A 26,165-nucleotide genomic window follows, 5' to 3' on the forward strand; every position below is an offset into this window, starting at 1 on the left:
AGACGGTGCCCGGCCTGTCCGCCTTAGTTTGATGAATCCGCGAAAATTTTTGAGTTTACCGCAGATTTGTGGTCGATTTTACGGAAATTGTTCGCAAAGTTCGGGCAATCGATGGTGATGCTCGGCCTTAATCAGGATCACCCAGGATGAGCGACGCGATCGTGTTTCGCTCGGATGTTGCGAGATCTCCTCAGGTCAGATGAGCGATCGTTCTGTCTCCAAACCGGTCGCGGTGCGGCAAGTCGCGGGCGCAGCGAACCCGCGCGAAGATGATCCTGTCGTCGGCAACAAGAATCGCTGGTCGCGCGCCGTCTTCGCGTTCGACGGCCTGTCAGCGGGCCAGTGGTATGAGTTCAGCGCATACGTCATCTGCGATAGCGTCGAGCGCGCGCTCGAGGCCCAGGATCTCGCGGCGATCGGCGTCGCGTTCCTGACAGGGGACCGGTCCGAGATCGATTTCGCGCGCGTGCCGGGGCTGATTCGGACATCGACGGACGCGCACGGCGCCTGGCTGTCCGGCCCGCGCGCGGCGGGCGGCCCCGCGGGTGCGCGCAGCGTGCCCGTGCGGCTGTGCTTCTACCTGCCGGCCCCGGCGGCCGAGGTGGCGATCCTCATCAGGAGCTGGCGCAACACCCGGCCGTTCCGGGTCGTCGATCCCGAGATCCGCCCGACCGGCCGCCGCACCCCGTCCGCGGGGGACGAGGCCGCAGGGCCGCCGCAGGGCCGCCTCTTCCAGGACGGCCGGATCGTCCTCGGTCCTCAGCCAACCTGGTTCCGGCACGGCCTCGTCCCGGGCCGCGCGCTCGTGTTCAGGGGCCAGGTCATCGCGCAGGGCCGGTCCGAGGGGGCGCTGGCCCAGATCCGCTTCCGCGACGCCGACGGCGATCCGATTCCGCCCCCCTACCCCGACACCTTGGCCACGCTGTCGGTCCCGGCCTTCCTCGACATCCCGGTCCATCGGCAAGCCTACCGGTTCACCTTGAAGGTCTGCCCCCCTCCGGATGCCGCGACGCTCGATATCGGCTTCGCGACCTGGGAGGGAGGCGGGGACCTCGCGCTGACCGCCGCGCCGGACGTGCTCCTCGACGACGACCTGCGCCTCGCGAATCTGACGGATGACGCCGATCCGGGTGTCGAGGCAGTCCTGGCGCGGCTGCTCGGTCGCCTCGCCCCCCCGGACGGCGGTGCCCGCGCGGCGTCGATCCGGCCCTTTCTCGATCTCCCCCTCCTGGCCGAGCGGCCGTCGCCGCTGCGCAGCTTCGCGCGCCTGCGGGACGGGCCCGACGCCCATGGCTGGGCGGAGGGCGCCATCCGTCTCGCAGCGCGGCCCGCCTGGAGGCTGCCGGAGGCGCCGGACTGGGCGGCCGATCCGTTCCGGTCGCAGGCCTGGCGCCTGGCGTTCCAGTCCCTGGCCTGGACCTGGGCCGCCGCCGAGAGTCCGGAGCGCGGGGTTCGGGAACGCGCGGTCGCGGCCGCCCTCTCCTGGTCCCGAGCGAATCCCTGGGGTCAGCCGGCGGACACGCTGAGCCTGCACCCCGCCTGCGCGGCGCTCCGTCTGGAGGCGATGCTGAGCCTGCTCGAAGCCGCGGCGCGGGACGCGGGCGAGGCGGAGGAGCCCGCCGTCGAGATCCTGGGCGGTGAGGTCGTGCGGCATGCCGCGGCCCTGGCCGAGATCCTCGCGCAGCACACGGTGGCGGGTTCCCTGCTGGAACTCCAGGTCGCAGCCGCCCTGCTGGCGGCCGGGCTCGCCCTCCCCGCCTTCCCGATGTCGCGGCACTGGACGCACCTCGCGGTTCTCGCCCTGCGGAGCGGCTTCGAGACGATGATCGATCCCGGCGGCGGCGTCGCGGAGCCGTCGTATCACCGCAGCCTCGAACTCCTCACGCTGGCCCTGATCCTCGTCCCCATCCTGGCCGCCCGGCCGGAGCTGGCGCCGCTGGCCGAACTCCTCGACCTCCGTCTGCCGGCGGCCTGGGCCGGGATGATCGCCCTGTTCGAGCCGGACGGGGCCCTGCCCCCGTTCGACGCCAGGCCCGACCACGCAGACCGACACCGCTGGCTGGAGCGGCTGGCGGCCGCGCATGCCCGTCCCGGAATGGCTCTCCCCGTGCCGGGACAATCCGCCGGCGGAGGGGGCGCCGCTGCCGGGGCGAGCCGTCCCGGGACCCTCATCGTGCGCCGGCCGGACGACGGCGCGGGCTGGTCCGCCTTCACGGCGGATTTCTCCGCGCAGGTCGACCCGCAGGATCACCGGGACTGCACCGCCTTCACCTTCGCCACCGGCGGCCTGCGCTGGATCACCGAAGGCGAGGGCCAGCACGTGGCGACGGCGCGCGCGCACAACGTCGCGCTCCCGGACGGTCGGGAGCCGGGTGTCGGCGCGGGGCGCGCTCGGGAGGCCCTCCGCCTCGGCGACGCCACCGTGTATCGCGTCGAGACCACCGTGCACGGGCCCGACTATCGGCATGTCCGGACCTTCGTGCTGCTCGAGGATCTCTCCGGCATCGCCGTGTTCGACCGGTTCGCGACGCGGGAGCGCCCCCTCGCGGTCGAAGGCTTCCTGCACCTCGACCCCGCCGCGACGGTCGCCCTCGATGCGTCCCGCCGGGTGTTCGGCCTGTGCGGCGGGCGGCGGCTGCACATCCTGCCCTGCACGCTGGTCGGCCGCTTCGACGACCTCGCCCTGAGCCGCGACGGCCTCGCTCCGCGATCGGGTCACGGGGCGCACGGCGGACCCGTCCTCCGCTACGGCCTGTCGGGCACGGGGATCGTCGAAGGCGGCCTGCTGATCGCCGCATCCGCGGGCAGCGTCGATCGGCTCACGGCGGCGGTCGAGGGGCAGGCGTTCCAGCAAACGCGCACGCCGTGAGCCGGGTCCGCGGTTCGAACCTGCTCCGGCGGGTCGATCGCGCGGTCCGTCACCGGGGGACGATCGCTGCCCGCTCGAACGGAGCGCGGCTCCGCGTGGCTGGGGGTCGCGCGGCCGCGTCGCCGGCGCCGTCACGGTGGCGCTGTCCCGTCGCCGGGGCGATTCCAGGCTGCGAGCCCTCTCGGAGTCCTGCCGCGCCAGGACGCTCCCTGCATGGGGCCCTTGCGGCGGCTCCTGAGCGCGGTCGTTCGACGAAGATCCGGCGGGACCGGGGGCCGGGCGCGCTCAACCGGTCACGGCGGCTCGAAACCGGCACGGCCGGAGGCCCCGGGCCGACCCTCGGCGGCCCGCGCGAGCCGTCCGGGGCCCGGACGGCGCTGCCGCGCGCCTGGCCGGGGGCTCGCGAGGCGTGCGCGCCGAACCGCCATCCAGGTCGGCAGAGCCGCGCTCGCGGAGGCACCGGCGGGGTGTCCCTGCCGACGGCAGGCGCCCTAGCTGCGGATATCCTTCTTGGTCACGAAGTTGAAGTTCTCGACCATCACGTCCTTCACGACCTCGGAGCCCAGGCGCTCGTTGACCCGACGCTTGATCTCGTCCAGGCGTTTATCGATATTGTATTTCTTGAGATTGCGGAAATCGAGGTCCGTGTCCTCGTAGATCTGACGGAAGGACTCGTCCATCACGAACGGTGCCGGCGTCACGCCCGCCCCTTTGATCAGCTGGGCCTCGGCCGTGAAGATGATCGTGGCGAGGATGTAGCCCTGGACCGCGCCGTCGGCGATGATCGGGATGTTGAGGGGACGCAGCTTCTGATAGGTCAAGCCCTCGAGGTACTCCTCGGCCTTCGGCTTCGGCAGGTCCGGCATCCAGGCAATGACCGCGAAGCTGGACAGGACCGTGATCGCGCAGATCCAGAGACCGGTGAAGACGATACGGGTCACCCGGATCACTCCTGGTAGCGCAGGGCGGCGGAGTAGGTGCCGTCGGATTCCGCGCTCCGGATCATCGTCGCGACGATATCCGAGACTTCCTGCATGGCGCGCAGGTGGATGCCCAGGAGCTCGTGATTGCGCCGGAGCTTGGCGCGGACCCGTTCCAGGCCGTCGATCTCGGCGGCACTGAGGTTCGCCGCGTCGACGGCCCGCCCGAGGCGCGCGAACTCCACCAGGCTCTGGCTCTTGCGGCGGTTGAACTCGTCCTGATCCCGCAGATCGTGCACCGTGAGCGCGGTGGTCTCGGCGTCGATCGTTGCCTCAAGGCGGTTGAGAGACGACAGCAGCATGATCCTTGTCCTCGAAGGGGGAGCCGGGGGGGACCGGCCTAGGCGGCCGGTATCCGCGCGGCGGCGGGCGCCCTGCCCGCCTCGGGATGCGCGGCATCGATCATCCGGGCGATGCCGATTCCCCCGGCTTTCGCGAGCTGGGCGCCGAGCTGCTCGGCCAGCATCGACTTCCAGATCGACCCGGCATTGCCTTTGCCGAAGACGGCCGACGCGCCCTGGGGAAGCATGGATTCCACGAAGCTCTGCAGGACGAAGGCCTCGAATTGCTCGGCGGGACTGCCCTTCGCCCGCGGGGCCGGGAGCGTCGCGGCCGTCCGGAAGCGCGTCAGCACGGTGTCGGCGCTCGGCTGCGGCGCGATCGGGACCCCCGTCCGGGAGCCCGCGGCGGTCCCCAGGGCGTCCGCGAAGGTTCCGGGCGACGCCTGCGTGAGCTTGGTGACGGCGGACTGATAGCGGGCCGGATCGGCGGCGCGCGCGACGTCGAGGACGATATCGGAGGGTGGTTGGACGCTCACGGCGCGGTCATATCCGGTGTGGCGACGCCGCGACGGATTCGGTCTTCGGACGCGGCCGAGATCGTCGCGGGTGCGCGGGGACTTGGTTCGTTCGTCACGCTAGCCGGCCTGGCTGGTCGGAGGCTTGCCTCCGGCGCGGTCAGGAGATCGAGCCGCTCGGCCCAATCCCGCCGCTCCGCGTGGTGCCGGTGCGCGGCCTCCAGGCGCTCGACCCACAGCGCCGTGCGCTTGTGCTGGGTGGCGCGTTCGCGAAGCCGCTGCGCGGAGGCGTCCCGCTCCGCGCGCAGATCCTGGGCCGCCACCGCCAGGGATTTCAGGCGACCCACCGCGGTGGCCCGGATCGGCTCGTGAAAGTCCGAGGCCTCGTTCAACGCGCGGATCAGGTCCTGCTGGGCCGCGTCGGCCGCTCGAACCCGGTGCTCCGCGACGGCCAGCTCCCGCTCGGCGAGCCGGTGCATCCGATCCTGCAGGCGGACGAGGCGCCTCGCCCGGCGGAGCCGTGTCTGCATGTCAGCCTCGTCTGAGCCAGTGTTCGTAGTCGAGGATGAACTGCCCGAGCAGATCATTCGAGAGGAACAGGAGGATCACGAGGCCGCCGAAGAGGATGAAGGGTGTGGCGATGAAGAAGACCGGGATCTGCGGCGTGAGCTTGTTGGCGAGTCCGAGGGCGAGATTCACGATCACGGAATAGATGATGAACGGGCTCGTCACGCGCAGGGCCATGGCGAAGGCCGCCCCGATCCGATCGACCAGGCCGGCCAGCATCAGCCGCGATCCGAAGGGATGTCCGGGCGGGATCCGGTCGTACGAGGCGATCAGCCCGCGGAAGAGTTCCCAGTGCAGGTCTAGGGCGAAGACCAGGATCGTCGCGGCCATCACGATCAGCGACCCGGCGAGGGAGGCGGCCTCGGTATCGGCCACCGGATTCCCCGGAATGCCCCCGAGGCCGATCATCGTCGCCACGCCGCTCGCCAACGTCTCGAGGGCGAAATAGAAGGACCGGCCGAAGAAGCCGATCGCGAGGCCCGTGAGCGTCTCGCACCCGATCCACCACAGGGTGTCGACCGGCGCGGCGTCGCGCAGCCCGGCGCCGAATCTCGGCAGCAGCAGCGGCGCCACCGCGAGGGTCACGGTCAGGGCGACGAGCAGGCGGATGCGCGGCGCCACCCGCGCGCTGGAGAGTCCCGGAGCGACCAGCAGGCAGCCGCCGACACGGCAGAAGATGACGAAGACGCCCAGGATCGTGTCGGGACTCATCGGCTGTCAGGAGATCGTGCCGAGCGACTTGATCTCGACCCCGCGCGCGATCTCCACGTGCGACAGGACCGCGACCGTCGGGAACAGCCGCTCAATGATCATCCGCACGTAGCTGCGGACCTCCGGCGCGGTGACCAGGGCGAATCGGTGCGCCGTCTTCATGTGGGTGCGGATCGCCTCCGAGGCCTCGACGCCGAACTGCTCGATCAGGCGCGGATCGATATCCACCTCGACCACGTCGCCCTTGGCGTCGCGCTTGAGTCCCTGATGGAAGGTGAGATCCCAGCGGCTGCCGAGCCGCAGGACGTGGAGGACCCCGTTCTCGGCGAGATCGCCGCAGATCTGCTGGGCGATCCGCAGGCGGACATGCTCGGCGATCTGCTCCGCCCGCCGCGCGTGCGGGACGATCTCGGCGACGGCCTCGATGATCAGGTGCAGGTTCCGGATCGAGACCCGCTCGGCGAGCAGCAGCTTGAGCACGGCCTGCAGGCCCGAATACGAGATCTGCGACGGACAGATCTCGTCGACCAGCCGCTTGTACTCGGCATCCAGGCGGTCGATGAGCATCCGCATATCTTTGTAGGAGAGCAGCTGCGGCAGGTTGTTGCGGATGACCTCGCTGACATGGGTCAGCATGACGGCGTGCCAGTCGATCGGGCTGAAGCCCTCGCGCCGGGCCTCCGGCGCGTAGGCGTCCGGCACCCACACGGCCCGCATGCCGAAGGCCGGCTCGCGCACCTCCTCGCCGGTCACGGTCGGCAGCGGCCCGTCGCCCACGACGATCATCATCTCGCCGGGACGGACCTGCTGCGCGGCGATGACGGTCCCGTGGATCGCGATCTCGTAGCTCTTGCTCGGGACGGTGGCCGACTCGACGAGCCGGATCTCAGGAACCACGAACCCGTATTGCTGGGCGAATTTCCGCCGCATCCGGCCGACCCGGTGGGCGAGCTCCTGCTGTGCGGGCTGCATCTGCACCGCCAAGTGCTTGCCGAGGCGGAGCTCGATCTCGGCGGTCTTCAGCGATTCCTTCACGGCCTCGCTGTCCTGGCGTTCCAGGAGGAGCTGCCGCTCCTTCGCCCGCGCCTCGGCGTCGGCCTTCGACTGCACCTCGGCGAGGCGCCGGGGAATCAGGTAGGCGATCGTGCCCATCAGGACGCTCAGGACCGCGAAGGGCACGAACGGCATCCCGGGCAGGATCGCGAAGACCAGCATCAGCCCGGCGGCCACGAACAGCGCCCGCGGATAGGCGCCGAGCTGCCCGAGGACCGCCTGCTCGGCCGTGCCGCGGGTGCCCCCCTTGGAGACCAGCAGGCCCGCGGCGAGCGACACGATCAGCGCGGGGATCTGCGAGACCAGACCGTCGCCGACCGAGAGCTTGGTGAAGACGTCGGCCGCCTTGGCCAGCGGCAGGCCGTGGCGGGTGACGCCGATGATGATGCCGCCGAAGATGTTGACCGCGATGACGATCAGGCTCGCGATCGCCTCGCCGCGCACGAATTTCGAGGCGCCGTCCATGGAGCCGAAGAACGCGCTCTCCTCCTCGAGCTCGCGCCGCCGCCGCTGCGCCTCCTTGTCGTCGATGAGGCCGGCCGAGAGATCCGCGTCGATCGCCATCTGCTTGCCCGGGATCGCGTCCAGGGTGAAGCGGGCGCCGACCTCGGCGATGCGGGTCGCGCCCTTGGTGATCACCAGGAAGTTCACGGTGATCAGGATGGCGAAGACCACCAGGCCGATCACGAAGTCGCCGCTCATGACGAACTGCGAGAAGCCCTGGATGACGTGGCCGGCGGCGTCGATGCCGGCATCGCCGTTCGACAGGATCAGCCGGGTCGTCGCGATCCCCAGCGCCAGGCGCAGGAGGGTCGCGATCAGCAGGATCGTCGGGAACGACGAGAACTCGAGCGGCTTCTGGATCCAGAGCGCCACCATCAGGATCAGCACGGACAGGGCGATGGACAGCGCCAGTCCGATGTCGATCAGCACCGCCGGCACAGGCAGGAACAGGACCGCGAGGATCGCGATGATCCCGACCGCGAACCAGATATCCCGCCGAACTCTGCCCTCCGGCGCGAGCGCTTGTACGGCCGCTGCCACGCTCTCACCCCTCTCCGTATCGCCTGTGCTTCTGGATCACCAAGCTTGCGCCTGGATTGCGCCGGCCGTGGCGGGCGCTCGCCGCCGGGCTCCGCCGGCTCGGTTCGTGGGCCGCCGCGCGACCGGGGCGGCCGCTCAGAACCCCGAGACGATCCGGCCGTAGACCATCTCGGTGAACGCGTAGATCTGGCCGCCGACGAAGGAGCCGGTCACGATCATCACGATCAGGACCACAACGATCTTCGGGACGAAGGTCAGGGTGACTTCCTGGATCTGTGTCAGCGCCTGGAACAGGGCGATGAGGATGCCCACGACCATCGCCGCCCCGACGGCCGGCCCGGAGGCGACGATGATGGTCCAGATCGCGGAGCGGACCAGCTCGAGGGCGTCGATCTCGTTCATGGGGCCGATCGGTGAAGGAAGGCGGTGATTCGCGTGCCGGGATCGGCAGCCTCGGGGAGCCCGCGCTCCCGCTGGAGCGGGAGCCGCCATCGACGTGCGAGCGATCCCGCCCTCACGAGGGGGAAGGCCTCACCGGCGACGGCATGGTCCGCGCAGCGACCGCGGGGCCCACCGTTCTGCCCGTCGGATGTGGAGGCCGATGCACAACGCGACGCCGCGGACGGGAAGCGGATCCCGTGCCTCACGTCGGCCCCGCGCCGATCCGTCCCGGAGGCGCGTCGACAAGGTGCGGCCGTCAATGATGCCGGCCGCGCGTCGGGCCGCGTTCCGGCGTGCATCCCGACCGACCGGGCCGCCGGCGTGGGGAGGGCCGGCTAGTACACCGTCATGCCCGGCTCGTACCGGACGTCCTTGCCGTTATCGAGATGCGCCAGCAGGCCGTTGCTGGCCACCTCGACCGAGACGACGGTGCCGGTCAGTGTCTTGTCGGCCGAGGTGACGGTGTGGCCGACGAGGCCGCCGGCCTGAGACAGGGTCGAGGAGGTGAGCAGCGCGTCGAGCTTGCTGTTCATGTTGACGCTCTGCTCGACCTGCGAGAACGTCGCCAGCTGGGCCATGTAATCCGTCGATTTCATCGGGTCGGTCGGGTTCTGGTTCTTCATCTGCGCGAGCAGGAGCTTCAGGAAGTTGTCGTAATTGAGCGTCGCTGTCGTCGCGGCCGGCGCAGCTGTGGTGCGGGCCGCTGCCTTCGTCGACGCGTCCGGGGTTGTGGTGCTGGCAATCGGCAGGGACATGTTGGCTCTCCGTGCGGGATGCGTTCCGGGGCGCCCTCACGCAACCTGATGCGTGAGGACGCCTGTCCGATCGGGGACTTGCGAAGTGTCGGGCTCGAACAGGCCGCGCAGGATCCGCAGCACCTCGAAGGGGCGGCCCGTGTCGAGGAACGTTCGCGCGGCCGCCAGTCCGGTCACGACATCGTCGTCGCGGGCCTGATCGAGAATTGCGCTGTCCACCTTGTCGTAGGCCTGGCGGACGCGGTCCGCGTTGCGCGGATCGATCAGCATGGCCTGCGCGATGAAGTAGAGCTGGCGGATCGGTGTCGTCGCCTGCTCGGCCTGCAGGACGTGCGCCTCGAGCAGGAACGTGGCGTCGTTGAGCAACTCGATCGTGACCTTGCGGTCAACTCGCAGGACAGCGCCGTTGATGAAGATGCGCTCGCGGCCCCGCAGGCTGAGATTGATGGAGCGGCTCATCGAAGACCATCGCGGATCAGGGTGTTGACGTAGATCAGGGGCTCGAAGCCGGACGCGTCGCCGCGGACGATCTGGTCGCTCCGGCTCATGTTCCAGAGGCCGATCGAGATCAGGTCCGCGCGCAATTGCGGGGGAAGGCTGTTGGCGGGGTTGGCGAGATCATCGATGAGCATGCTCCAGAGGCGCTGGAGGAAGCTCGTGGCCTCCCAGCGCAGCTCCGCCGAGGCCTCTGCGGCGTCCGCCCGCTTCATCAGCTCGATCGCGCGATCGAACGCCTCGCGCTCGCGCTCGCGGCCGATGGCCGGGGAATCGCCCATGGTTTCCCGGTAGGCTTCCGCGTAAGACGCCCCGTACATTGCCGACCTTGCCCTCTGTTTCCCGCGATGACTTGAGAGGCGGACGAGCCCTGAAATAGCGGACACGTCGCGCGCTATCTCCGCCGTTCAGACGTAATCGATAAGGTTCATCTTCCGAAGTTCGTTCGTCAGGCTGTAGGATATCTGGAGCTGAGTCTGCAGATTGCTCTGGCGCGTCTTCAGCTCGACGGGGTCGACGTCCTCGAACGACCGGTAGCCGAGGGTCAGGCCCTTGATCTTGGCATCGAGCTGGGTGTCGATGCCTTTCATCCGCGCCTGGACGGTGCCGAGATCGGCCTGGATCTGCGTCAGGCCGAAGGTCGCGACGCCGGCCAGGTTGCGCATCTTGTCGAACACGGCCGACTGGGTTTCCGGCGCGAGGCTGGAGAGCCCGATCTGGGATCCGAGCGTGTACAGCTGAGCGAGCTGCCGAACGGTCTGGACGTTGGCGTTGACGGAGGTCTCCGCCGTCTCGGTGCCGCCGAGCTCGCTGCGGATGTTCACGTTGGAGGCGGACGACCAGGTCGCGCCCCACTGAGGGTCGGCGAACAGGGCGGCGGCGGGGCCGTCGAGGAACGCCTGCATCTGCGCGGCGGTGATGTTGAGGGCGTCCGGTGACGTCCCCGGCAGGAAGCCGAAGGCGGTCTGAAACGCGGTGTCGAACGCCGACTTCGCGGCCGGGGGCAGGCCGGTCTGCGAGTCGGCGATCGGGCGGTGATCGGTGTTGATCCCGGCGAACAGGGCCTGCCCCGCCACCGACGTGTTCAGGTGCCCGGTCAGGGCGGAGAGCCGCGCCGCGGCGCCCTGAGCGAGCTCGGCGCCGCTGCTGGCGAACGGCTTCCCGGGCGCGACCAGCGCCAGGAAGGACTCGCCGTCCGCGCGGATCTGATTGAGCGCCTCCTGCGTCGCCGTGAGGCGCAGGGTGGTCAACTTGTTCCGGCTCTGCTGGGCCTTCAGGTCGTCGACCGCCTGGCGGAGGTCGAGATCGAGGCCGGTCTTGTGGCCGAGCTCCAGGCCGACATCGGCGAACCGGCCATCATTGTCCATCTCGACGTTGGCCTTCGCGATCTCGGCCTGCAGGCGCGCCGAATGGGAGCGGGGCGAGTTCCAGAGCGTCGCAGTCGAGATGTAGCTGGTCTTCATGGCTTATCTCACGGCATCGAGAAGGGATTGGAGCATCGCGTTGACCGTCGCGATCAGCTTCGCGGACGCCGCGTACGACTTCTCGAGCTGAAGCATCGTCGCCACCTCGTCGTCGCGATTCACGCCGGTGGCGTTCGAGAGGGCGGTCGACGCGCTGTCCAGGAGCGCGGATTCCCGGTCCACCTGCTTCGATGCGCCCTGCCGGGTGGCCTCGAGCCAGCTCGCCGAGGTCTCCGCGGCCACCTGCAGCGTGGCCGCGTGCGGCAGTTCCGAGTCCGGCAGGAACGTCCGCTCCGCGCCCAGGGCGGCGCGGAGGGCCCTGAGGTGTTCGGCGAAGGCCGCCGCATTCGTGGTGTTGTAGGCGTATTGCGGGCCCGCGTTCATGCCGCCATCGCGCAGGATGAACGGGTTGCCGCCCTGCTCGGGATCGGCGGCCGGGTTGACGCGGATCGTGCCGGCCAGCCCCACCGTCCCCGCGGCGGGAAGGGCGGGGCCCCCCGGATAGGTGAGCAGCCCTGCCAGCGGCGTGCCGCCCAGCGACGTGCTGTCGGTTTCCGCCAAGGCGGCGATCAACCCGCCGGCGATCGCGTCCAGCTGCTTCTGGTACGTGACCGTGAGGTCGTCGCGGACGGTCATCTGTCCCACGATGCGACCGGTCTGCAGGGGCATGACGGACCCGTGGCCGGTCACCTGCACGCCGTCGACGAAGACCGCCTTGCCGGCCGTTCCCGGGACGAAGGCCGCTGTCGACTCGAACGTGACCGTCCGGGGCCCGCGCTCGAACAGGGGCGACCCGTTATCGGCATAGATCGCCATGTCGTTGTTCTCGCGGACGATCGTGCTGATGCCGATCTCCTGCGAGAGCTGGGCGAGGATCTTGTCGCGGTTATCCAGGGCGTCGCTGATATCCTCGCCCCGCACGGTCCCGAGGACGACAGCACTGTTGGCGGCGTCGAACTTTCGGAGCAGGTCGTTGATCGTCGTGACGGAAGTCCGAATTTCGTGATCGGCATTCAGGCGCGTTGCCTGGATCTTGCTGCTCGCCTGGTTCAGGGCGCGCGCCAGGTCCCGGGCCGCCGCCACGGCGGCCTTCGCCAGATTGATGTCGTTGGGCTCGCCGGCGGCATCGCCCAGGGCGATGTTCAGGGCGCCCACCTTGGCGGCGATGGACCGGCCCGCATCCGTGTCGCCGACCGTGTCCTCCAGGCTCGTGAGGCCGTCCAGAACCGCCTGATAACCGGCGAGTTCCGAGGTGCTGCCCATCATCCGGTCGAACAGGGCCGTGCTGCTGGCGCGGTTGATGACGACCCGGACCGGGCCGTCCGTCGTGATCACTGACGCGATCTTGCGCGAGTAGGAGGGATCGTAGGCGCCCGCGACGTTGCGCGAGACCACGTCCGTCTGGATCGCGTTCGCCTGCAGGGAGCCGCGCGCGGCGTTGAGTGCAACGGAGAGGCCCATCTCGATCGTCCCCTAGTCCGGCTTCAGCGCTTCAGGTTGACGAGAAGCTCGAGCATCTCCGAGCCGGTCTGGAAGACTTTCGAGTTGGCGCCGTAGGTCGTCTGCGCCTCGATCATCGTCGCCAGCTCGTTGCCGAGATCGACGGTCGAGTTCTCGAGCATCTTCGACTGGATGTGGCCGCGGCCGCCGACATTGGCGAAGCCGATCTGCGCCGGCCCCGATTCGGGGTTGACGTCGAAGACGTTGCCGGCACGGGGAGTCAGATTGTCCGGACTCCCGACGCTCGCCACCGGGATCCGGAAGGCCGCGCGGCGCGATCCGTCCCTGTAGATCGCGTAGACCGTGCCGTCCGTGTCGATGTCGGCGCCCTCGACGGCGCTGGCCGCGTTTCCGTTGACGGACCGGGCTTTGATGTCGCTGACCTGTGCGACGTCCGCCACCTGCGACAGCGGCGACAGGTCGAGGGTGAAGGGCTGCCCGTTCGGGACGGTGAAGTTCAGCTTCGGCGCGCCCGCGATCTGGCCGAACGCGTTGAAGGTCAGCGTCGTCGGCCCCCCGAGCGGTGTTCCGGGATAGTTCCCCGGCAAGCTGGCATCGTAGGCCGTGACCTGCCACGTGTTGTTGGCCGTCTTGGCGAAGTAGAGATCGGCCTTGAAGGGGTGGCCGAGATTGTCGTAGGTCGTGATCGAACTCTTCAGCGAGTAGCCCGGCGGGTTGGTCGCGATCGGGGTGTCGCTGAACAGGTTGCCTTCGAGCGTCCCGGCCGTGGACGGGCTCGTCTTCATCGCCAGCTTCGCCACGTTGACGTTCATCATCCCGTCGAAGCTGTTCAGCGACACGCTCGGCTCGCCATTCGCCAGGCTGTAGCCCTGGAGGCGCATGCCGGCGGCATTGACGAGATCGCCCGTCTGCCCGTCGACCACGAAGTTTCCGGCCCGGGTCAGATAGGATCGTCCGGACCCGTCCTTCACCACGAAGAAGCCGTTGCCCTTGATGGTGAGATCCGTCGGCGAGTTCGTGGCGGTCCCGGTGCCCTCTTCGCTGATCCTGTGCCGGACCACCGTGTCGACGGATCCCGCATCGTATGATCCGGGGCTGGGGTCGATCAGGAGCGACGAGAACTCCGTCGACGCGCGCTTGTACCCGGTCGTGTTCTGATTCTGGATGTTGTCGGCAACTGTTCCCAGTCTGTTGGACTGCGCGTTCATGCCGGAAACACCGGCGTGCAGCACACCATACAGGCCCATGGCGAGGATCCTCTCATCCGAAACCGTCGCGTTACTCAGAGCAGGGCTCGCTTGCCCGAAGCTTTCGGCGCCGGATTTCGGTCTGCCGCGGGCGCCCGGGGCTCGGCTCTCGATCAGCTCCGCAGCGCGGTTGCGAGATCTAGAAAGGCGTCGAGGCTCTGCGGATCGGTCGGGTCCTGCCGCAGGGCGTCGTAGATCTTCGGGACCAGGGCGACCGCCTGATCCAGCTCCGGGTCGGCCCCGACATGGTAGCCGCCCATCAGGCGCAGATCCCGGGAATCCTCGTAACGCGCGATCAGGCTCTTGAGCATGCGCACGAGCTGGCGCTGCTGCTCGGTCCAGACGCGGTCGGCGAGGCGGGAGATCGAGCCGAGCACGTCGATCGCCGGGTAGCGGCCCTGGTCGGCGATGGCCCGGTCGAGGACGATGTGTCCGTCGAGGGTTCCGCGGATACTGTCGGCCACGGGATCGTTGTGGTCGTCCCCGTCGACCAGCACCGAGAAGAGTCCGGTGATCGCCCCGCCCCCGTCCAGGCCGGGACCGGCCCGCTCCAGCAGGCGCGGCAGATCGCCGAACACGCTCGGCGGGTAGCCCCGCGCAACGGGCGGCTCGCCGGCGGCCAGCGCCACCTCGCGGGCGGCATGGGCGAAGCGCGTCACCGAATCGAGCACGAGCAGGACGGACTGGCCCTGGTCCCGGAAATACTCGGCGACCGCGAAGGCGAGCTTCGGGGCCTGCCGACGCATCATCGGGCTCTCGTCGCCCGTCGCGACGACGACGACCGCGCGCGACCGGCTCTCCCGCATCGGGCCCTCGAGGAACTCCCGCACCTCGCGTCCGCGCTCGCCCACCAGGGCGACGACGACGGCGTCGAACCCCGAGCAGCGGGCGAGCATGGAGAGCAGCGTCGTCTTCCCGACCCCTGAGCCGGCAAAAATGCCGATCCGCTGGGCCGCGCAGAGCGGCGTGAACAGGTCCATCGCCCGCACGCCGGTCCGGAGCGGGCTGTCCACCCGCGACCGCGCCATCGCGGGCGGCGGGTCCGCGTCCAGCGGCATCGCCCGCGCGCCCGTCGGAAGATCCCCCTTCCCGTCGATCGGTGTCCCGAGGGCGTTGACGACCCGGTCCTTCCACGCCTCGCAGGGCCGAGCTCCGGAGGTCGGCACCCGGTAGGCCGGCGCCCCCAGGCCGGCCTCGATCCGGCCCTCGAACGGCTTGAGGATCACGCCATCTTCGTCGATCCGCACAACCTCGCCGTCGATCTCGCGGCCCGCGGCCTCGATCCGCATGCGGTCGCCGAGTCTCAGGAGCGGCACGGCGATGCGGATCCGGCAATGGCCCGCGCCGATCTCCCTGACCGACCCGCCGATCCGGATGAGGGGGGGATCGTCCCGACGCCCCAGCATGGCGGCGACGCGGTCGAGGGCGTTCATGCGGTTTCCCGGAGGTAAGGACGGGAGCGAGGGCGGCTCACGCGGTCGGGCCGAGGCCGCGGATGGCGTCCTGCAGCGACGATTCCGATTCCGCCACCGCGGCCGCCGCGCTCTGGAAAGCGCGCGTGATCTCGATGAGCCGCGACATCTCCATGACCGGATTGACGTTGGCGCCCTCTTGGAAGCCCTGCTGGACCCGGACCGTCGTCTCGTCGCGCTGGTTGAAGTCGAGGATCGGCCGGCCCGGAAGGTCGGACGCCACCGCGCCGCCGGCGACGCGCGTCAGCTTCGCGGCGGGGTCCAGCCGGAACACGCCGAGCGCCCCGATCTGGTTGGTGCCCTGGGAGACGATCCCGTCCTGGCCGATCGTGAGCGGCGGCCCTTCCGGGTCGACGGTCAGCGGCGACCCGCCGGGATCCAGGATGGCGCGCCCGTCGAGATCCTGAAGGTCGCCGGCGGCCGTGACCTGCATGCGGCCGTCCCGCGTGTAGACCATGCCCCGCGGCCCGCGCACGGCCAGCCAGCCGTCGCCCTGAAGGCCGACATCGAGCGGGGAATCCGTCTTGATCAGCGGGCCGGCCTTGCGCGAGAGGAACGTCTCGCCCGGCGTCGCGAAGGCGACGTCGCGGTGACCCGCCTGGGACAGGATTGTCTCGAACTTCACCTCTTCCGCCCGGTACCCGACCGTCCCGAGATTGGCGACGTTGGCGGCCACCGTGTTCAGGCGCTGCTCGAGCGCCATCTGGGCGGACAGCGTGACGTAGAGCGACGACTGCATGTCAGTGGCCCCCGAGCCGGATGGATTGCAGCTTGAGCAGGACACCGGTGTCGAAGCCGCCGTCGGCTCCGCCGAACAGTGAGAGTGCGGGCTGTGCCGCCGTGTCGTTCTTGGCGTCCCACATGATGGTGAAGCGCCTGATGAAGCGGTTGAGCTTCTCCGGGTCCTGGAAGGTCGTGATGTCGAGCTTCCTGCTGATCTGAGCGACCTGCGAATCCAGGTCGCTCCGCGCCATCTCGGCCGGGAAACCGAGCGTCGTCCGGACGACCTCGGCCAGGGCCTTGTCCGCCAGGATGCCGTAGATGGACTTGATGGTCCCGGCTTGGCGCTTGAAGTAGAGCGCCAGCCGCGTGCCCTGGTCCTGCGCGCCCGCGTCATCCTCGAGTGTCTGACGGACATAGGCGTCGACCGTCGCGGAGCGGGCCGCGACGCGCGCATCCTTGAACCGGTCGATGAACTGGCTGAGCGTCCTCGGATCCCGAAGCGACGCGACGTCGAGATTCTTCGCGATCAGGGCCGCTTGGGCCTTCGGATCCTTCGAGGCGCTCGTCGCGGGAAGACCGAGGGTGCTCCAGACGATGTCGGTCAGTGTCGTGTCGGCGACGATGTCTTGAGCGGTCTGGAGCGTGCTCGCCTTGGCTCGGAAGTAGGCGGCCAGTTTCTCGGTCTCCGCATCCGAGTTGGCGTAGGTCCCGGAGGGTCGGAAATAGGGGTCGATGATCGCCTTCCGCCCTTCCTTGCGCATCGCCAGGTACTCGTCGATGAACGCGTCCACGGCCGCCGGATTCTGAAAGGTCGCCGCGTCGAACTTGCTCGCGATCTCCGCGGCCTGTGTGGCGGGATCCGCCGTCTCGGAGGCGGGCGGCAGCCCCACCGTCGCGCGGACGATCGACGAGAGCTTGGGATCCGAGACGATATCGTCCACGGAGGTCACATAAGCCGCGAAATCGGAAATGTACTGTGTATCCCGGCCGGTCTGACTGTCGTAGGCCAGTTTTTGCTGGTCGACCGTCTTGTTGGCGCCGACGGACTCGAGCATGGCCTCGACTTCAGGATTGTCGAATGTCTTCGGCTTGCTGGGGTCGTCACCGTAGGACCGGAAGTTGAAGGCGTTCGCGAAGTCCCTGTACCGCGTGTCCTGCAGCCGGTCGACCAGGACGTGCCCGTTCGCGTCGGGTTCCCCGAGGAGAACCTTCTTCATGAAGCTCTTGGCGTAGGCCATGTCCTCGAGACCGAAGGCGCGCATGGCGAAATTGAAGAGCCGCGCGTTTCCGATGAAGTCGTCGACTGACGTGACGTCGCCGATGTGCTCCGAGAAGTACTTCGTGTCGTTCGCGACCGCGCGCTCGGCCGCCTTGTTCTTCAGGGACTTCGCGATATCCCGGGATATGAGCGTGTAGTCCATATAGGTGGAAGACATGCATCGTCTCCAGATTTCGCGCGCCTGCGGGATCGTGCGACGGCGGTGCGTTGGTGTCGGTGAACACGCGGCATCTCGGTGCTTCCTAAGGCCCGGAGCTTGTCCGGACCTTGCCCGTGCCGCTCCGAGAGCTTCGGGGCGGCGCAGCGGTCAGGCTCCAGCCCTGCGCAAGCATGGCGGTCTACGGCCTGACGGATCAACCGTTACGACATCGAGGCGCCGCGTGGGTGTAATCATCGGCTTACTGATCGCGGCGGCCAGCGTGGGCGGCGGCTTCTGGGCTCTCGGCGGCCACCTGACCGTGGTCTGGCAGCCATTCGAGTTCATCATCGTCGGCGGGGCCGCGATCGGCGCGTTCATCGTCGCCAATCCCGCCGGCGTGGTGCTGGACACCGGCAGCGCGCTGAGGGACGCCGTCTTCGCGCGCGTTCCCAGGCGGGAGGATTACCTCGAACTTCTCGGTCTTCTGTTCGCCTTGACCCGGGAGGTGCGCTCGAAGCCGCGCAACGAGGTCGAGGGCCATCTGGAGCGTCCCGGCGAATCCGAGATCTTCAAGGCCTACCCGCGCGCAGCGCGGGACCCGGCGCTGACCCTGTTCATCTGCGACTACGTGCGCCTGATCATCATCGGCAACGCGCGCCCCTACGACGTCGAGGCGCTGATGGAGGAGGAGATCGCCACGCACCGGCGCGACAAGTTGAAGGTGTACAACGCGCTGATGATCACGGCGGACGGCCTGCCCGCCCTCGGCATCGTCGCGGCGATCCTCGGGATCGTGAAGGCGATGGGCGCGCTCGATCAGTCGCCCGCGCTTCTGGGAAGCCTGATCGGCTCGGCGCTGGTCGGCACGTTCACGGGCATCTTCGTCTCGTACACGGTGGTCGCGCCGGTCGCCAACAAGATCAAGGCGACGCGCGAATCGCAGGCGCGGCTCTACATCATCGTGAAGCAGACCCTGCTGGCCTACATGAACGGCGCCCTGCCGCAGATCGCCGTCGAGTACGGGCGCAAGGCGATCACCTCTGCCAACAGGCCGACCATCGACGAGGTCGAGGACGCGACGATGACGGCCTCGCCGCGCGGCGAGACCGTCCTGCGCGAGGCGGCTTGACGATGGACCGGCAACAAGTCGTCAACGACATCCGGGACCGGCTGCTGGATGCGGCGGGCCTGTCCCTCGAGCGCCTGCCGATGCTGCACGTGATCCTCGACAGGGTCGCGACCTTCTGTGCGGACCAGCTCCGGCACTTCGCGGCCTCTCCGGTCTATTTCTCGCTGAGCAACGTCGAGAGCCAGCGCTTCGGCGACATCCTCGAACCCTACGAGTCGAACGCGATCGCCGGCATTTTCCAGGCGCCGGAATGGGACAGTCACATCCTGGTCGGGTTCGACCGCGACTTCATCTTCACGATGGTCGAGGTCCTGCTCGGATCCGACGGCTCGGAGCCGCCCCTCGACGAGGAGCGCTCGTTCTCCAACATCGAGATGCGGATCGCCCAGCGGCTGTTCGAGCAGGTCGGCCGGGCGGTGCAATCCGCCTTCGCGCTGGTGGCGGACACGCCGTTCAAGCTCGAGCGGACGGAGCTGCGGATGGACTTCGCGGTGATCGGACGCCGGAACAACCAGGCGGTCGCGGCGAAATTCCTGCTCCAGGCGCTCAACCGCGGCGGCGAGATGTTCATCGTCATCCCGCAATCCGTCCTCAACCCGATGCGCCAGAGCCTGGCCCGGATCCTGGTGGGCGAGACCTCGGCCAGGGATTCCCGGTGGACCCGGCAGATCGCGGGCGAGGTGCAGAAGACCCCCGTCACCCTGAAGGCGATCCTGGAGGAGAAGCCTCTCGCGCTGGGCGAGATCGCCGATCTCGCGGTCGGGCAGGTCCTGGAGTTGCGGGCCACGCCGCGGAGCCGCGTCAAGCTCGTCGGGAACGACCGTGATCTGTTCTGGTGCGATGTCGGGCAGGAGGATGGCGCCATCGTCCTGCGCGTGGACCACTTCATCGATCAGGATCAGGAGTTTATCGATGATGTTCTCGCTCGCTGAGGCCCTGTTGTTCGCCGCTCTCGTCGCGACGACGGCCTGCCTCGTTCCGATGTACATGCGGCTGAAGCGGCTGGACCGCTATCACGCGCAATACCGGGACATGGTCGATTGGAGCGCCTCGGCTCTGGTCGGCGCGAGCAACGCCGTCCAGTCCTTCGCCCAGGACGGGCGCGTGGTCCTCGAAGATCTCAGCCGCGAGATCGAGCACGCCAAGGCGGCCCTGGCCGAATTGCGGGCCGAGCGGGACCGGCTGACGGCTCCCGCGCACGCGGCCGCCCCGTCCGACGCCGCGGTCGGAGGCCGCCTGACGAGCGCCTGACGCCTTCCGCCGGCGGCGCCACACCCGTTGCCCCCGCGATCGCCGGACCCGGCGGTGCCGTGCGGTGGGCCATCCCTTCCCCGAGGAGCGCTTGATGTCATCCCCCTCAGAACAACCGAGTACCGAGTCCGGACAGGGAGGCGGTCACAGCGAGAGCCTGTTCACGCGGATCGAGGCCCAGGCCGAAGGGCAGCGGGTGCACGACGAGCGCCTGGGCAGCGGCCGGAACCTCGACTCGATCCTGCGGATCCCGGTCCTGATGCAGGTGGTCCTCGGCTCGGCCACGATGCCGGTCTCCAACCTGATGAAGCTGGGACGCGGCGCGATCGTACCCCTGGATCACCGCGTCGGCGAACCGGTCGACGTCGTGGTCAACGGCCGCGTCATCGCCCGCGGCGAGGTCGTCGTCGTCGAGGATGACAACTCGCGCTTCGGCGTCTCCCTGACCGAGATCGTCGGCCCCGCTGCGGCCGATGCCAACGGCTGACGGGGCGGACACCATGGCCGCAGGCTCCGTGACCAAGGTTGGTCGGAAGGTTCTCACGCCCGCCGAGGAAGTCGCGGCCGTCCTCATCGCGATGAACAAGGGCTCGGCGAGTCGACTGGTCAAGTACTTCGACACCGGTGAGCTGAAGCAGATCACCCGGGCGGTCTCGCAGCTCGGGCCCGTCCCGAGGCCGCAGCTCGAGGTCATCGTCGAGCAGCTGGCCGCGTTCTTCGCCGACGGTGCGAACCTGATCGGCACCGCCCGAGAGATGGAGAAGCTGCTCGAGGGCGTGCTGCCCCCCGAGCAGATCGCCGACATCATGGCCGACGTGCTCGGCAGCGGGGAGCGCTCGATCTGGGACCGCATCTCCAACGGATCCGAGACCGCCCTGGCGGGCTACCTGATCAAGGAGCACCCTCAGACCGCGGCGCTGGTGCTGTCCAAGGTCAAGCCGGCCTGCGCCGCCAAGGTGATGGCGCAGCTGCCGGCCCCGCTGCGCAACGGCATCATGCGGCGGATGCTGACGTTCAAGCCGATCGTCGACGCGACCATGAAGATGATCGAGCAGACGATCCACGAGGACTTCATGATCAACCTGGCGCGCAATGCCGCGGCGGATACCCATTCGCGCATGGCCGACATCGTCAACAAGATGGAGCGCCAGAGCATGGAGGAGGTCCTGGACAACCTCACGCAGACGCGGCCGAAATCGGCCGAGATCCTGAAGAGCCTGCTCTTCACCTTCGACGACATCATCCACATGACGCCGCGGGCGCGGACGACGCTGTTCGACCAAGTCCCGCACGAGAAGGTCATCCTCGCCCTGAAGGGCACGAACGGGCCGTTGCGGAACGTCGTGCTCAGCGCGCTGACCGCCCGCGCCCGGCGCCTCGTCGAGCACGAGCTGGAGGGGGGCGAGCCTGCCCCGCAGCGGGACGTGCTCGAAGCGCGTCGCGCGATCACCGACCAGGCGCTGGAGATGGCGGCGCGCGGCGAGATCGAACTCACCCCGGCCGACTCGGATGAGACCTACTTCCGCTAGCGCCGTCCCCGGTCGAGGACGGCTCCGAGGTTCCGGTCCGACGGACACGTCCCGCCGGGCCGGTCGGCGCGGTGCCGTGGGCGGCCGGAGATCGGGCCGCCGCGATGTCTGAGGACAGGGAGAGCAAGACCGAGGCGGCGAGCGAGAAGAAGATCAGCGACGCGATCGCGGAGGGCAACACGCCGTTCTCGCGGGAAGCGCCCGTCTTCGCCTCCATCCTGGGATTGCTGATCTTCCTCGTCTTCTTGGCGCGGGATCAGGGGCTGCCTTTCGTCCAGAGGCTCGCGCTGATCCTGGAGCAGCCGCGCAACTTCAGCGTGGAGACGCGCCACGACGCGATGCGCCTCGTCCACGCCCTCGCCCTGGAGATGGGCCGGTTCCTGCTGCCGGTCCTGATCATCCTCCTCGCGGCCGGCATCACCGCCTCGATCTTCCAGAATGCACCGCGCGTCGTGATCGATCGCATTCAGCCGAAATGGTCCCGCATCTCCCCCGTCACCGGCTGGAATCGGCTCTTCAGTCTGCAGGGATTCATCGAGTTCGGGAAAAGTCTGTTCAAGTTCTTCGCGATCGGCGGCATGTCCTACATGGTCCTGCACGCGGACCGCCACGAGATCGTCAATGTCATGTTCGTGGATCCAGTCGGGTTGCCCGAATTCCTGCTGACCCTGTCGGTGCGCCTCGTCTCGGCCGTCAGCGTCGCGACGATCGCGCTGGTCGCCGGCGACCTGGTCTGGACCCGCCTGCGCTGGCAGCGCGATCTGCGGATGTCGCGGCAGGAGGTGAAGGACGAGTTCAAGCAGCTCGAGGGCGATCCGCTCGTGAAGGCGAAGATGCGCTCGCTGGCGCAGGACCGGCTGCGCAAGCAGATGATGGCGGCGGTGCCCCGCGCCACGATGATCCTGGCGAACCCGACGCACTACGCGATCGCGCTGCGCTACGACCAGAGCGAGAACGATGCCCCGATGGTGCTGGCCAAGGGGGCGGACCTGATCGCCCTGCGCATCCGCGAGATCGCCGAGAAGCACCGGATCGAGGTCGTCGTCGACAAGGCGCTCACCCGGGCGATGTACGACCATGTCGAGATCAACCAGGCGATCCCGGCGGAATTCTACCGGGCGGTGGCGAACCTGCTGGTCTACGTGATGACGCGCAAACGCCGCTGACCGGCGTGGCGGTGTCGGCACGTCGTCGACGGGTCGGGCCCGTCCCGGCCGGCAGGGGCTGCGGACCTCGGCGGGCCTGCGCGACAGGGCTGCGGAGCAGAGGCCGGACGCGGCGGAAGGGCGACGCGCCGGACACGATGCCGCTCCACGCGCAGATCCGCTGCGCGGGATTGCGGAGTTCGCAGGCCGTCGACTGGCTCGCCGGGCCGCCGGGGCGCAGGCCTCAGCGATCCCGCCGGGGCGGATCCCGGGGCGCGCCCGGGATCCGGGAGCGGCCTCAGGCCGCCCGAACGGGGGCGTCCAGGCGCTTCGCCTCCCGGCGGAACCGGTGCAGCACGAACTCGGTGTAGCCGTTCGGCTGGCCGGCGCCCTCGAAGACCAGGGCCTCGGCGGCGCGGAAGGCCGGCCCGTCGAAGCCCGGGGCCATCGGCCGGTAGGCCGGGTCGCCGGCGTTCTGGCGATCGACGGTTTCGGCCATCCGCCGCAGGGCGGCGGCGACCTGCGCGCGATCCACGATCCCGTGGCGCAGCCAGTTGGCGATGTGCTGGCTGGAGATCCGCAGGGTGGCGCGGTCCTCCATCAGCCCGACCTCGTGGATGTCCGGCACCTTGGAGCAGCCGACGCCCTGGTCGACCCAACGGACCACGTAGCCCAGGATTCCCTGGCAGTTGTTGTCGAGCTCCTCCCGCACCGCCTCCGGCGCGAGCGCGCCCGCGGCGAGCGGCAGGGTCAGCATGGCGGCGCGGGTCGCGGGCGCCCGGCCGGCGAGCGCCGCCTGGCGGGCGCGGACATCCACCTGATGGTAGTGGAGCGCGTGGAGCGTCGCGGCCGTCGGCGACGGCACCCAGGCGGTGTTGGCGCCCGCCTCCGGGTGGGCGCCCTTGGCGTCGAGCATCGCGGCCATCCGGTCGGGGGCGGCCCACATGCCCTTGCCGATCTGGGCGTGGCCCGGCAGGCCGCAGGCGAGGCCGGCATCGACGTTGCCGTCCTCGTAGGCCTTGATCCAGGCGGTCGCCTTCATGGCGTCCTTGCGGACCACGGGGCCGGCCTCCAGCGAGGTGTGGATCTCGTCGCCGGTCCGGTCGAGGAAGCCCGTGTTGATGAAGAACAGCCGGTCCGCCGCCGCCGCGATCGCCGCCTTGAGGTTCAGCGTCGTGCGCCGCTCCTCGTCCATGACGCCGATCTTGAGCGTCCGCGGCGCGAGTCCGACCAGTGCCTCGACCCGGCCGAACAGCTCGACCGCGAAGGCGACCTCGTCGGGGCCGTGCAGCTTGGGCTTGACCATGTAGACCGAGCCGGTCCGGCTGTTGCGGAGCGGACCGGTGCCCTTCAGGTCGTGCAGGGCGATCAGCGCGGTGACCGCCGCGTCGAGGATCGTCTCGGGAATCTCGGCGCCGTCGAGGGTCACCGCGTCGGTGTACATGTGGTGGCCGACATGCCGGACCAGCATCAGCGACCGGCCCGGCAGGGTCAGGCGCCCGCCGTCGGGGGCCGTGAAGGTCCGGTCCGCGGCGAGCCGCCGCTCGATCGTGCGGCCGCCCTTGGACAGGGTGGCGACGAGGTCGCCGCGCATCAGGCCGAGCCAGCTCCGGTAGACCGCGACCTTGTCGGCCGAGTCCACGGCCGCCACCGAATCCTCCATGTCCATGATGGTCGAGAGGGCGGCCTCCAGCACCACGTCGGCGATGCCGGCTGGGTCGGTGCGTCCGATCGGGCTCGCGCGGTCGATGACGATCTCGATATGCAGGCCGTTGTGGCGCAGCAGGAGCGCGGTCGGCGCCGCGGCGTCGCCGGTGAAGCCCGCGAAGGTGGCCGAGCCGGTCAGGCCGGCGCTGCGGCCGGCGCCGAGGTCGATGGCGAGGCGGCCGTCCGTCACCGAGAAACCCACGGCATCCGCCCAGGAGCCGACGCTGAGCGGCGCGATCGCGTCGAGGAACGCCTTGGTCCGGGCCACCACCGCGGCGCCCCGGGCCGGGTTGAACCCGGTGCCGGGCGCGCGGTCGCCGTCCTGCGGGATCGCGTCGGTGCCGTAGAGGGCGTCGTAGAGGCTGCCCCAGCGGGCATTGGCGGCGTTGAGCGCGTAGCGGGCGTTGGAGATCGGCACCACGAGCTGCGGCCCGGCGATCGCGGCGATCTCCGCGTCCACGTTCTCGGTGGTCACCCGCACGGTCGCGGGCTCCGGCTGCAGGTAGCCGATCCGCGTCAGGTAGGCCGCGTAGGCCACCGGGTCGTGCGGCTCGCCGCGATGGTCGCGGTGCCAGGAATCGATGTCCGCCTGGAGGCCGTCCCGCCGGTCGAGCAGCGCCCTGTTGTGCGGTGCGAGATCGCGGACGATCGCGGCGAAGCCCGACCAGAACTGGTCGGCCGAGAGGCCGGTCCCCGGCAGCGCCTCCTCGGACAGGAAGGTGCGGAGATCCTCGGCGACGACGAGATTCGACATGGCGATCCTCTGGGATGCGTGGGCCCGCGCGTCAGAAAAAATCGAACGCGCCGTGAAAATTTTTTGATTTCCCCTCGATAGATCGCTTGGCATCCGCGAGAAAGGCGGCAAAAGGGATTTGATTTTTTCCGCAGCGTTGAGAATGCGCGACCAGAGCGACCTCGAGATCTTTGCCCGGGTGGTCCGCACCGGCAGCCTCACTCAGGCCGGTTCGGAACTCGGCCTGTCGGTTGCGGTGGTCTCGAAGCGGCTGAAGCGGCTGGAGGAACGCCTCGCCGTGCGCCTGCTGCATCGCACCACGCGGCGCGTGGCGCCGACGGATGTCGGGGCGGCCTTCTTCGAGCGGATCGCCCCGATCGTCGACGCCATCGCGGAGGCCGAGAGCCTCGTGTCGCAGACGGCGACGCGGGCCCGGGGGACGCTCCGGGTCACGGCGCCGAGCTCCTTCGGGCGCCTGCACATCGTCCCTCACCTGAGGGCCTTCTTCGCCCTCCATCCCGGCATCGTGCTGAACCTGGAGCTGAGCGACGATTTCGAGTCGATCGTCGAGCGCGGCTACGATCTCGCGATCCGGGTCGGCGCGCTGGAGAGTTCCGGGCTGACGGCGGTGCGCCTCGCGCCGGTGCAGCGGGTCCTCTGCGCGCGGCCGAGCTACCTCGACGCGGCCGGGCGGCCGCAGAGCCTCGAGGACCTGCGCGGCCATGTCTGCCTCGCCACCGAGAACCAGAATCCCTGGCGGCTGGTCGGGCCGGAGGGCCCCTGCACGGTCGGCGCGTCGGGGCCGCTGCGCACCCATTCCAACGAAGTGGTGCGCGAGGCCGTGATCGGCGGCCTCGGGATCGCGCTGCGCTCCACCTGGGACGTGCACGCGGAGCTCCGCGACGGCCTGCTGGAGGTGGTGCTGCCGGCCTACGCGGCGGCGGCCTCGGCGGGCATCTTCGCGGTCTACCCGAGCCGGGCCTTCGTGCCGGCCAAGACGCGGGCCTTCATCGCGTTCCTCAAGCAGGCCTACCGGTCGAGCGGGGCCTGGGCGGAGGGGTGAGGCGCGTGCTGCGGCGTCTCGCTCCTGCAGAGAGGGAGCACCCGATAGGCGTCTCCTACCCTCTCCGGTCGATGAGAGCGGCACCGCCGTCCTTGCGAGCGGAGCGAAGCAAT

25 protein-coding genes are annotated in these 26,165 nt (G+C 69.3%); 8 read left to right on the top strand and 17 right to left on the bottom strand.

Annotation, left to right across the window (positions count from 1 at the left end; all coding sequences use genetic code 11):
* Window positions 1-199: 199 nt before the first annotated feature.
* Entirely contained in the window at window positions 200-2,869 is a 2,670-nt protein-coding gene (locus BKE41_RS09815; RefSeq protein ID WP_070999265.1) for a hypothetical protein, read from the top strand.
* A 491-nt stretch (window positions 2,870-3,360) separates the two neighbouring features.
* Here the strand turns inward: BKE41_RS09815 and BKE41_RS09820 are convergent, their stop codons facing one another.
* The 16 genes from BKE41_RS09820 to BKE41_RS09895 all read right to left on the bottom strand — a co-directional run bounded on the left by BKE41_RS09820 (window position 3,361) and on the right by BKE41_RS09895 (window position 17,513).
* A complete protein-coding gene (locus BKE41_RS09820; RefSeq protein ID WP_024830405.1) occupies window positions 3,361-3,810 on the bottom strand; it encodes a hypothetical protein in 450 nt (149 codons plus the stop codon).
* 5 nt (window positions 3,811-3,815) lie between these two features.
* Window positions 3,816-4,151, bottom strand: coding sequence for a hypothetical protein (locus BKE41_RS09825; RefSeq protein WP_012318679.1), 336 nt, complete (start codon window positions 4,149-4,151; stop codon window positions 3,816-3,818).
* A gap of 38 nt (window positions 4,152-4,189) precedes the next feature.
* Window positions 4,190-4,666, bottom strand: coding sequence for a rod-binding protein (locus BKE41_RS09830; protein ID WP_012318680.1), 477 nt, complete (start codon window positions 4,664-4,666; stop codon window positions 4,190-4,192).
* On the bottom strand, window positions 4,663-5,124 hold the full coding sequence (locus BKE41_RS09835; protein ID WP_133250868.1) for a hypothetical protein: 462 nt from the start codon (window positions 5,122-5,124) through the stop codon (window positions 4,663-4,665). Before BKE41_RS09835 ends, BKE41_RS09830 begins: the two co-directional genes overlap by 4 nt.
* 52 nt (window positions 5,125-5,176) lie before the next feature.
* Window positions 5,177-5,923: a flagellar biosynthesis protein FliR gene (gene fliR, locus BKE41_RS09840; RefSeq protein ID WP_043073567.1), complete on the bottom strand. Its 747-nt coding sequence runs from the start codon at window positions 5,921-5,923 to the stop codon at window positions 5,177-5,179.
* Between the two features lie 6 nt (window positions 5,924-5,929).
* On the bottom strand, window positions 5,930-8,020 hold the full coding sequence (flhA, locus tag BKE41_RS09845) for a flagellar biosynthesis protein FlhA (RefSeq protein ID WP_063110210.1): 2,091 nt from the start codon (window positions 8,018-8,020) through the stop codon (window positions 5,930-5,932).
* Between the two features lie 135 nt (window positions 8,021-8,155).
* On the bottom strand, window positions 8,156-8,422 hold the full coding sequence (gene fliQ / locus BKE41_RS09850; protein WP_012318684.1) for a flagellar biosynthesis protein FliQ: 267 nt from the start codon (window positions 8,420-8,422) through the stop codon (window positions 8,156-8,158).
* 374 nt (window positions 8,423-8,796) lie between these two features.
* Window positions 8,797-9,216 carry a flagellar hook assembly protein FlgD gene (flgD, locus tag BKE41_RS09855; protein WP_024830404.1) on the bottom strand — a complete coding sequence of 140 codons (420 nt, stop codon included), beginning with the start codon at window positions 9,214-9,216 and terminating at the stop codon, window positions 8,797-8,799.
* A 36-nt stretch (window positions 9,217-9,252) separates the two neighbouring features.
* A complete protein-coding gene (gene flbT, locus BKE41_RS09860; protein ID WP_012318686.1) occupies window positions 9,253-9,675 on the bottom strand; it encodes a flagellar biosynthesis repressor FlbT in 423 nt (140 codons plus the stop codon).
* Window positions 9,672-9,992, bottom strand: a complete 321-nt coding sequence (gene flaF, locus BKE41_RS09865) for a flagellar biosynthesis regulator FlaF (RefSeq protein WP_245295939.1) — start codon at window positions 9,990-9,992, stop codon at window positions 9,672-9,674. Before flaF ends, flbT begins: the two co-directional genes overlap by 4 nt.
* Before the next feature lie 126 nt (window positions 9,993-10,118).
* Window positions 10,119-11,174: a flagellar hook-associated family protein gene (locus BKE41_RS09870; RefSeq protein ID WP_012318688.1), complete on the bottom strand. Its 1,056-nt coding sequence runs from the start codon at window positions 11,172-11,174 to the stop codon at window positions 10,119-10,121.
* A gap of 3 nt (window positions 11,175-11,177) precedes the next feature.
* Window positions 11,178-12,635 (bottom strand): flagellar hook-associated protein FlgK, encoded by a 1,458-nt coding sequence (gene flgK, locus BKE41_RS09875; protein WP_070999267.1) that lies wholly within the window; start codon window positions 12,633-12,635, stop codon window positions 11,178-11,180.
* Between the two features lie 23 nt (window positions 12,636-12,658).
* Complete coding sequence (locus BKE41_RS09880) at window positions 12,659-13,882, bottom strand: flagellar hook protein FlgE (protein WP_012318690.1); 1,224 nt, start codon at window positions 13,880-13,882, stop codon at window positions 12,659-12,661.
* 113 nt (window positions 13,883-13,995) lie between these two features.
* Window positions 13,996-15,315 carry a flagellar protein export ATPase FliI gene (fliI, locus tag BKE41_RS09885; protein WP_043073584.1) on the bottom strand — a complete coding sequence of 440 codons (1,320 nt, stop codon included), beginning with the start codon at window positions 15,313-15,315 and terminating at the stop codon, window positions 13,996-13,998.
* A 37-nt stretch (window positions 15,316-15,352) separates the two neighbouring features.
* Window positions 15,353-16,093, bottom strand: coding sequence for a flagellar basal-body rod protein FlgF (gene flgF / locus BKE41_RS09890; protein ID WP_063110208.1), 741 nt, complete (start codon window positions 16,091-16,093; stop codon window positions 15,353-15,355).
* A gap of 1 nt (window position 16,094) precedes the next feature.
* Complete coding sequence (locus BKE41_RS09895) at window positions 16,095-17,513, bottom strand: DUF1217 domain-containing protein (protein ID WP_070999268.1); 1,419 nt, start codon at window positions 17,511-17,513, stop codon at window positions 16,095-16,097.
* A 223-nt stretch (window positions 17,514-17,736) separates the two neighbouring features.
* Here BKE41_RS09895 and motA point away from each other — a divergent pair, with 223 nt between their 5' ends.
* From motA to flhB, 6 genes are all read left to right on the top strand, one after another.
* The gene (gene motA / locus BKE41_RS09900; RefSeq protein WP_012318694.1) at window positions 17,737-18,624 is read left to right on the top strand and encodes a flagellar motor stator protein MotA; all 888 of its coding nucleotides are present in this window, start codon (window positions 17,737-17,739) and stop codon (window positions 18,622-18,624) included.
* 2 nt (window positions 18,625-18,626) lie between these two features.
* Window positions 18,627-19,556 (top strand): FliM/FliN family flagellar motor switch protein, encoded by a 930-nt coding sequence (locus BKE41_RS09905; RefSeq protein ID WP_012318695.1) that lies wholly within the window; start codon window positions 18,627-18,629, stop codon window positions 19,554-19,556.
* Complete coding sequence (locus BKE41_RS09910) at window positions 19,537-19,875, top strand: hypothetical protein (RefSeq protein WP_106427822.1); 339 nt, start codon at window positions 19,537-19,539, stop codon at window positions 19,873-19,875. Before BKE41_RS09905 ends, BKE41_RS09910 begins: the two co-directional genes overlap by 20 nt.
* A 94-nt stretch (window positions 19,876-19,969) precedes the next feature.
* Window positions 19,970-20,362: a flagellar motor switch protein FliN gene (fliN, locus tag BKE41_RS09915; RefSeq protein ID WP_012318697.1), complete on the top strand. Its 393-nt coding sequence runs from the start codon at window positions 19,970-19,972 to the stop codon at window positions 20,360-20,362.
* Window positions 20,363-20,375: 13 nt separating this feature from the next.
* On the top strand, window positions 20,376-21,404 hold the full coding sequence (locus BKE41_RS09920) for a flagellar motor switch protein FliG (RefSeq protein WP_070999270.1): 1,029 nt from the start codon (window positions 20,376-20,378) through the stop codon (window positions 21,402-21,404).
* Window positions 21,405-21,508: 104 nt separating this feature from the next.
* The gene (gene flhB, locus BKE41_RS09925; protein ID WP_024830398.1) at window positions 21,509-22,570 is read left to right on the top strand and encodes a flagellar biosynthesis protein FlhB; all 1,062 of its coding nucleotides are present in this window, start codon (window positions 21,509-21,511) and stop codon (window positions 22,568-22,570) included.
* A gap of 277 nt (window positions 22,571-22,847) precedes the next feature.
* On the opposite strand, the gene BKE41_RS09930 is transcribed toward flhB, so the two are convergent.
* Complete coding sequence (locus BKE41_RS09930; RefSeq protein ID WP_070999271.1) at window positions 22,848-25,010, bottom strand: malate synthase G; 2,163 nt, start codon at window positions 25,008-25,010, stop codon at window positions 22,848-22,850.
* A 142-nt stretch (window positions 25,011-25,152) separates the two neighbouring features.
* On the opposite strand from BKE41_RS09930, the gene BKE41_RS09935 reads away from it, so the two are divergent.
* Window positions 25,153-26,052 (top strand): LysR family transcriptional regulator, encoded by a 900-nt coding sequence (locus BKE41_RS09935; RefSeq protein WP_012318701.1) that lies wholly within the window; start codon window positions 25,153-25,155, stop codon window positions 26,050-26,052.
* Window positions 26,053-26,165 lie beyond the last annotated feature (113 nt).

The organism is Methylobacterium sp. C1 (assembly GCF_001854385.1).
Classification (GTDB): Bacteria; Pseudomonadota; Alphaproteobacteria; order Rhizobiales; family Beijerinckiaceae; genus Methylobacterium; species Methylobacterium radiotolerans.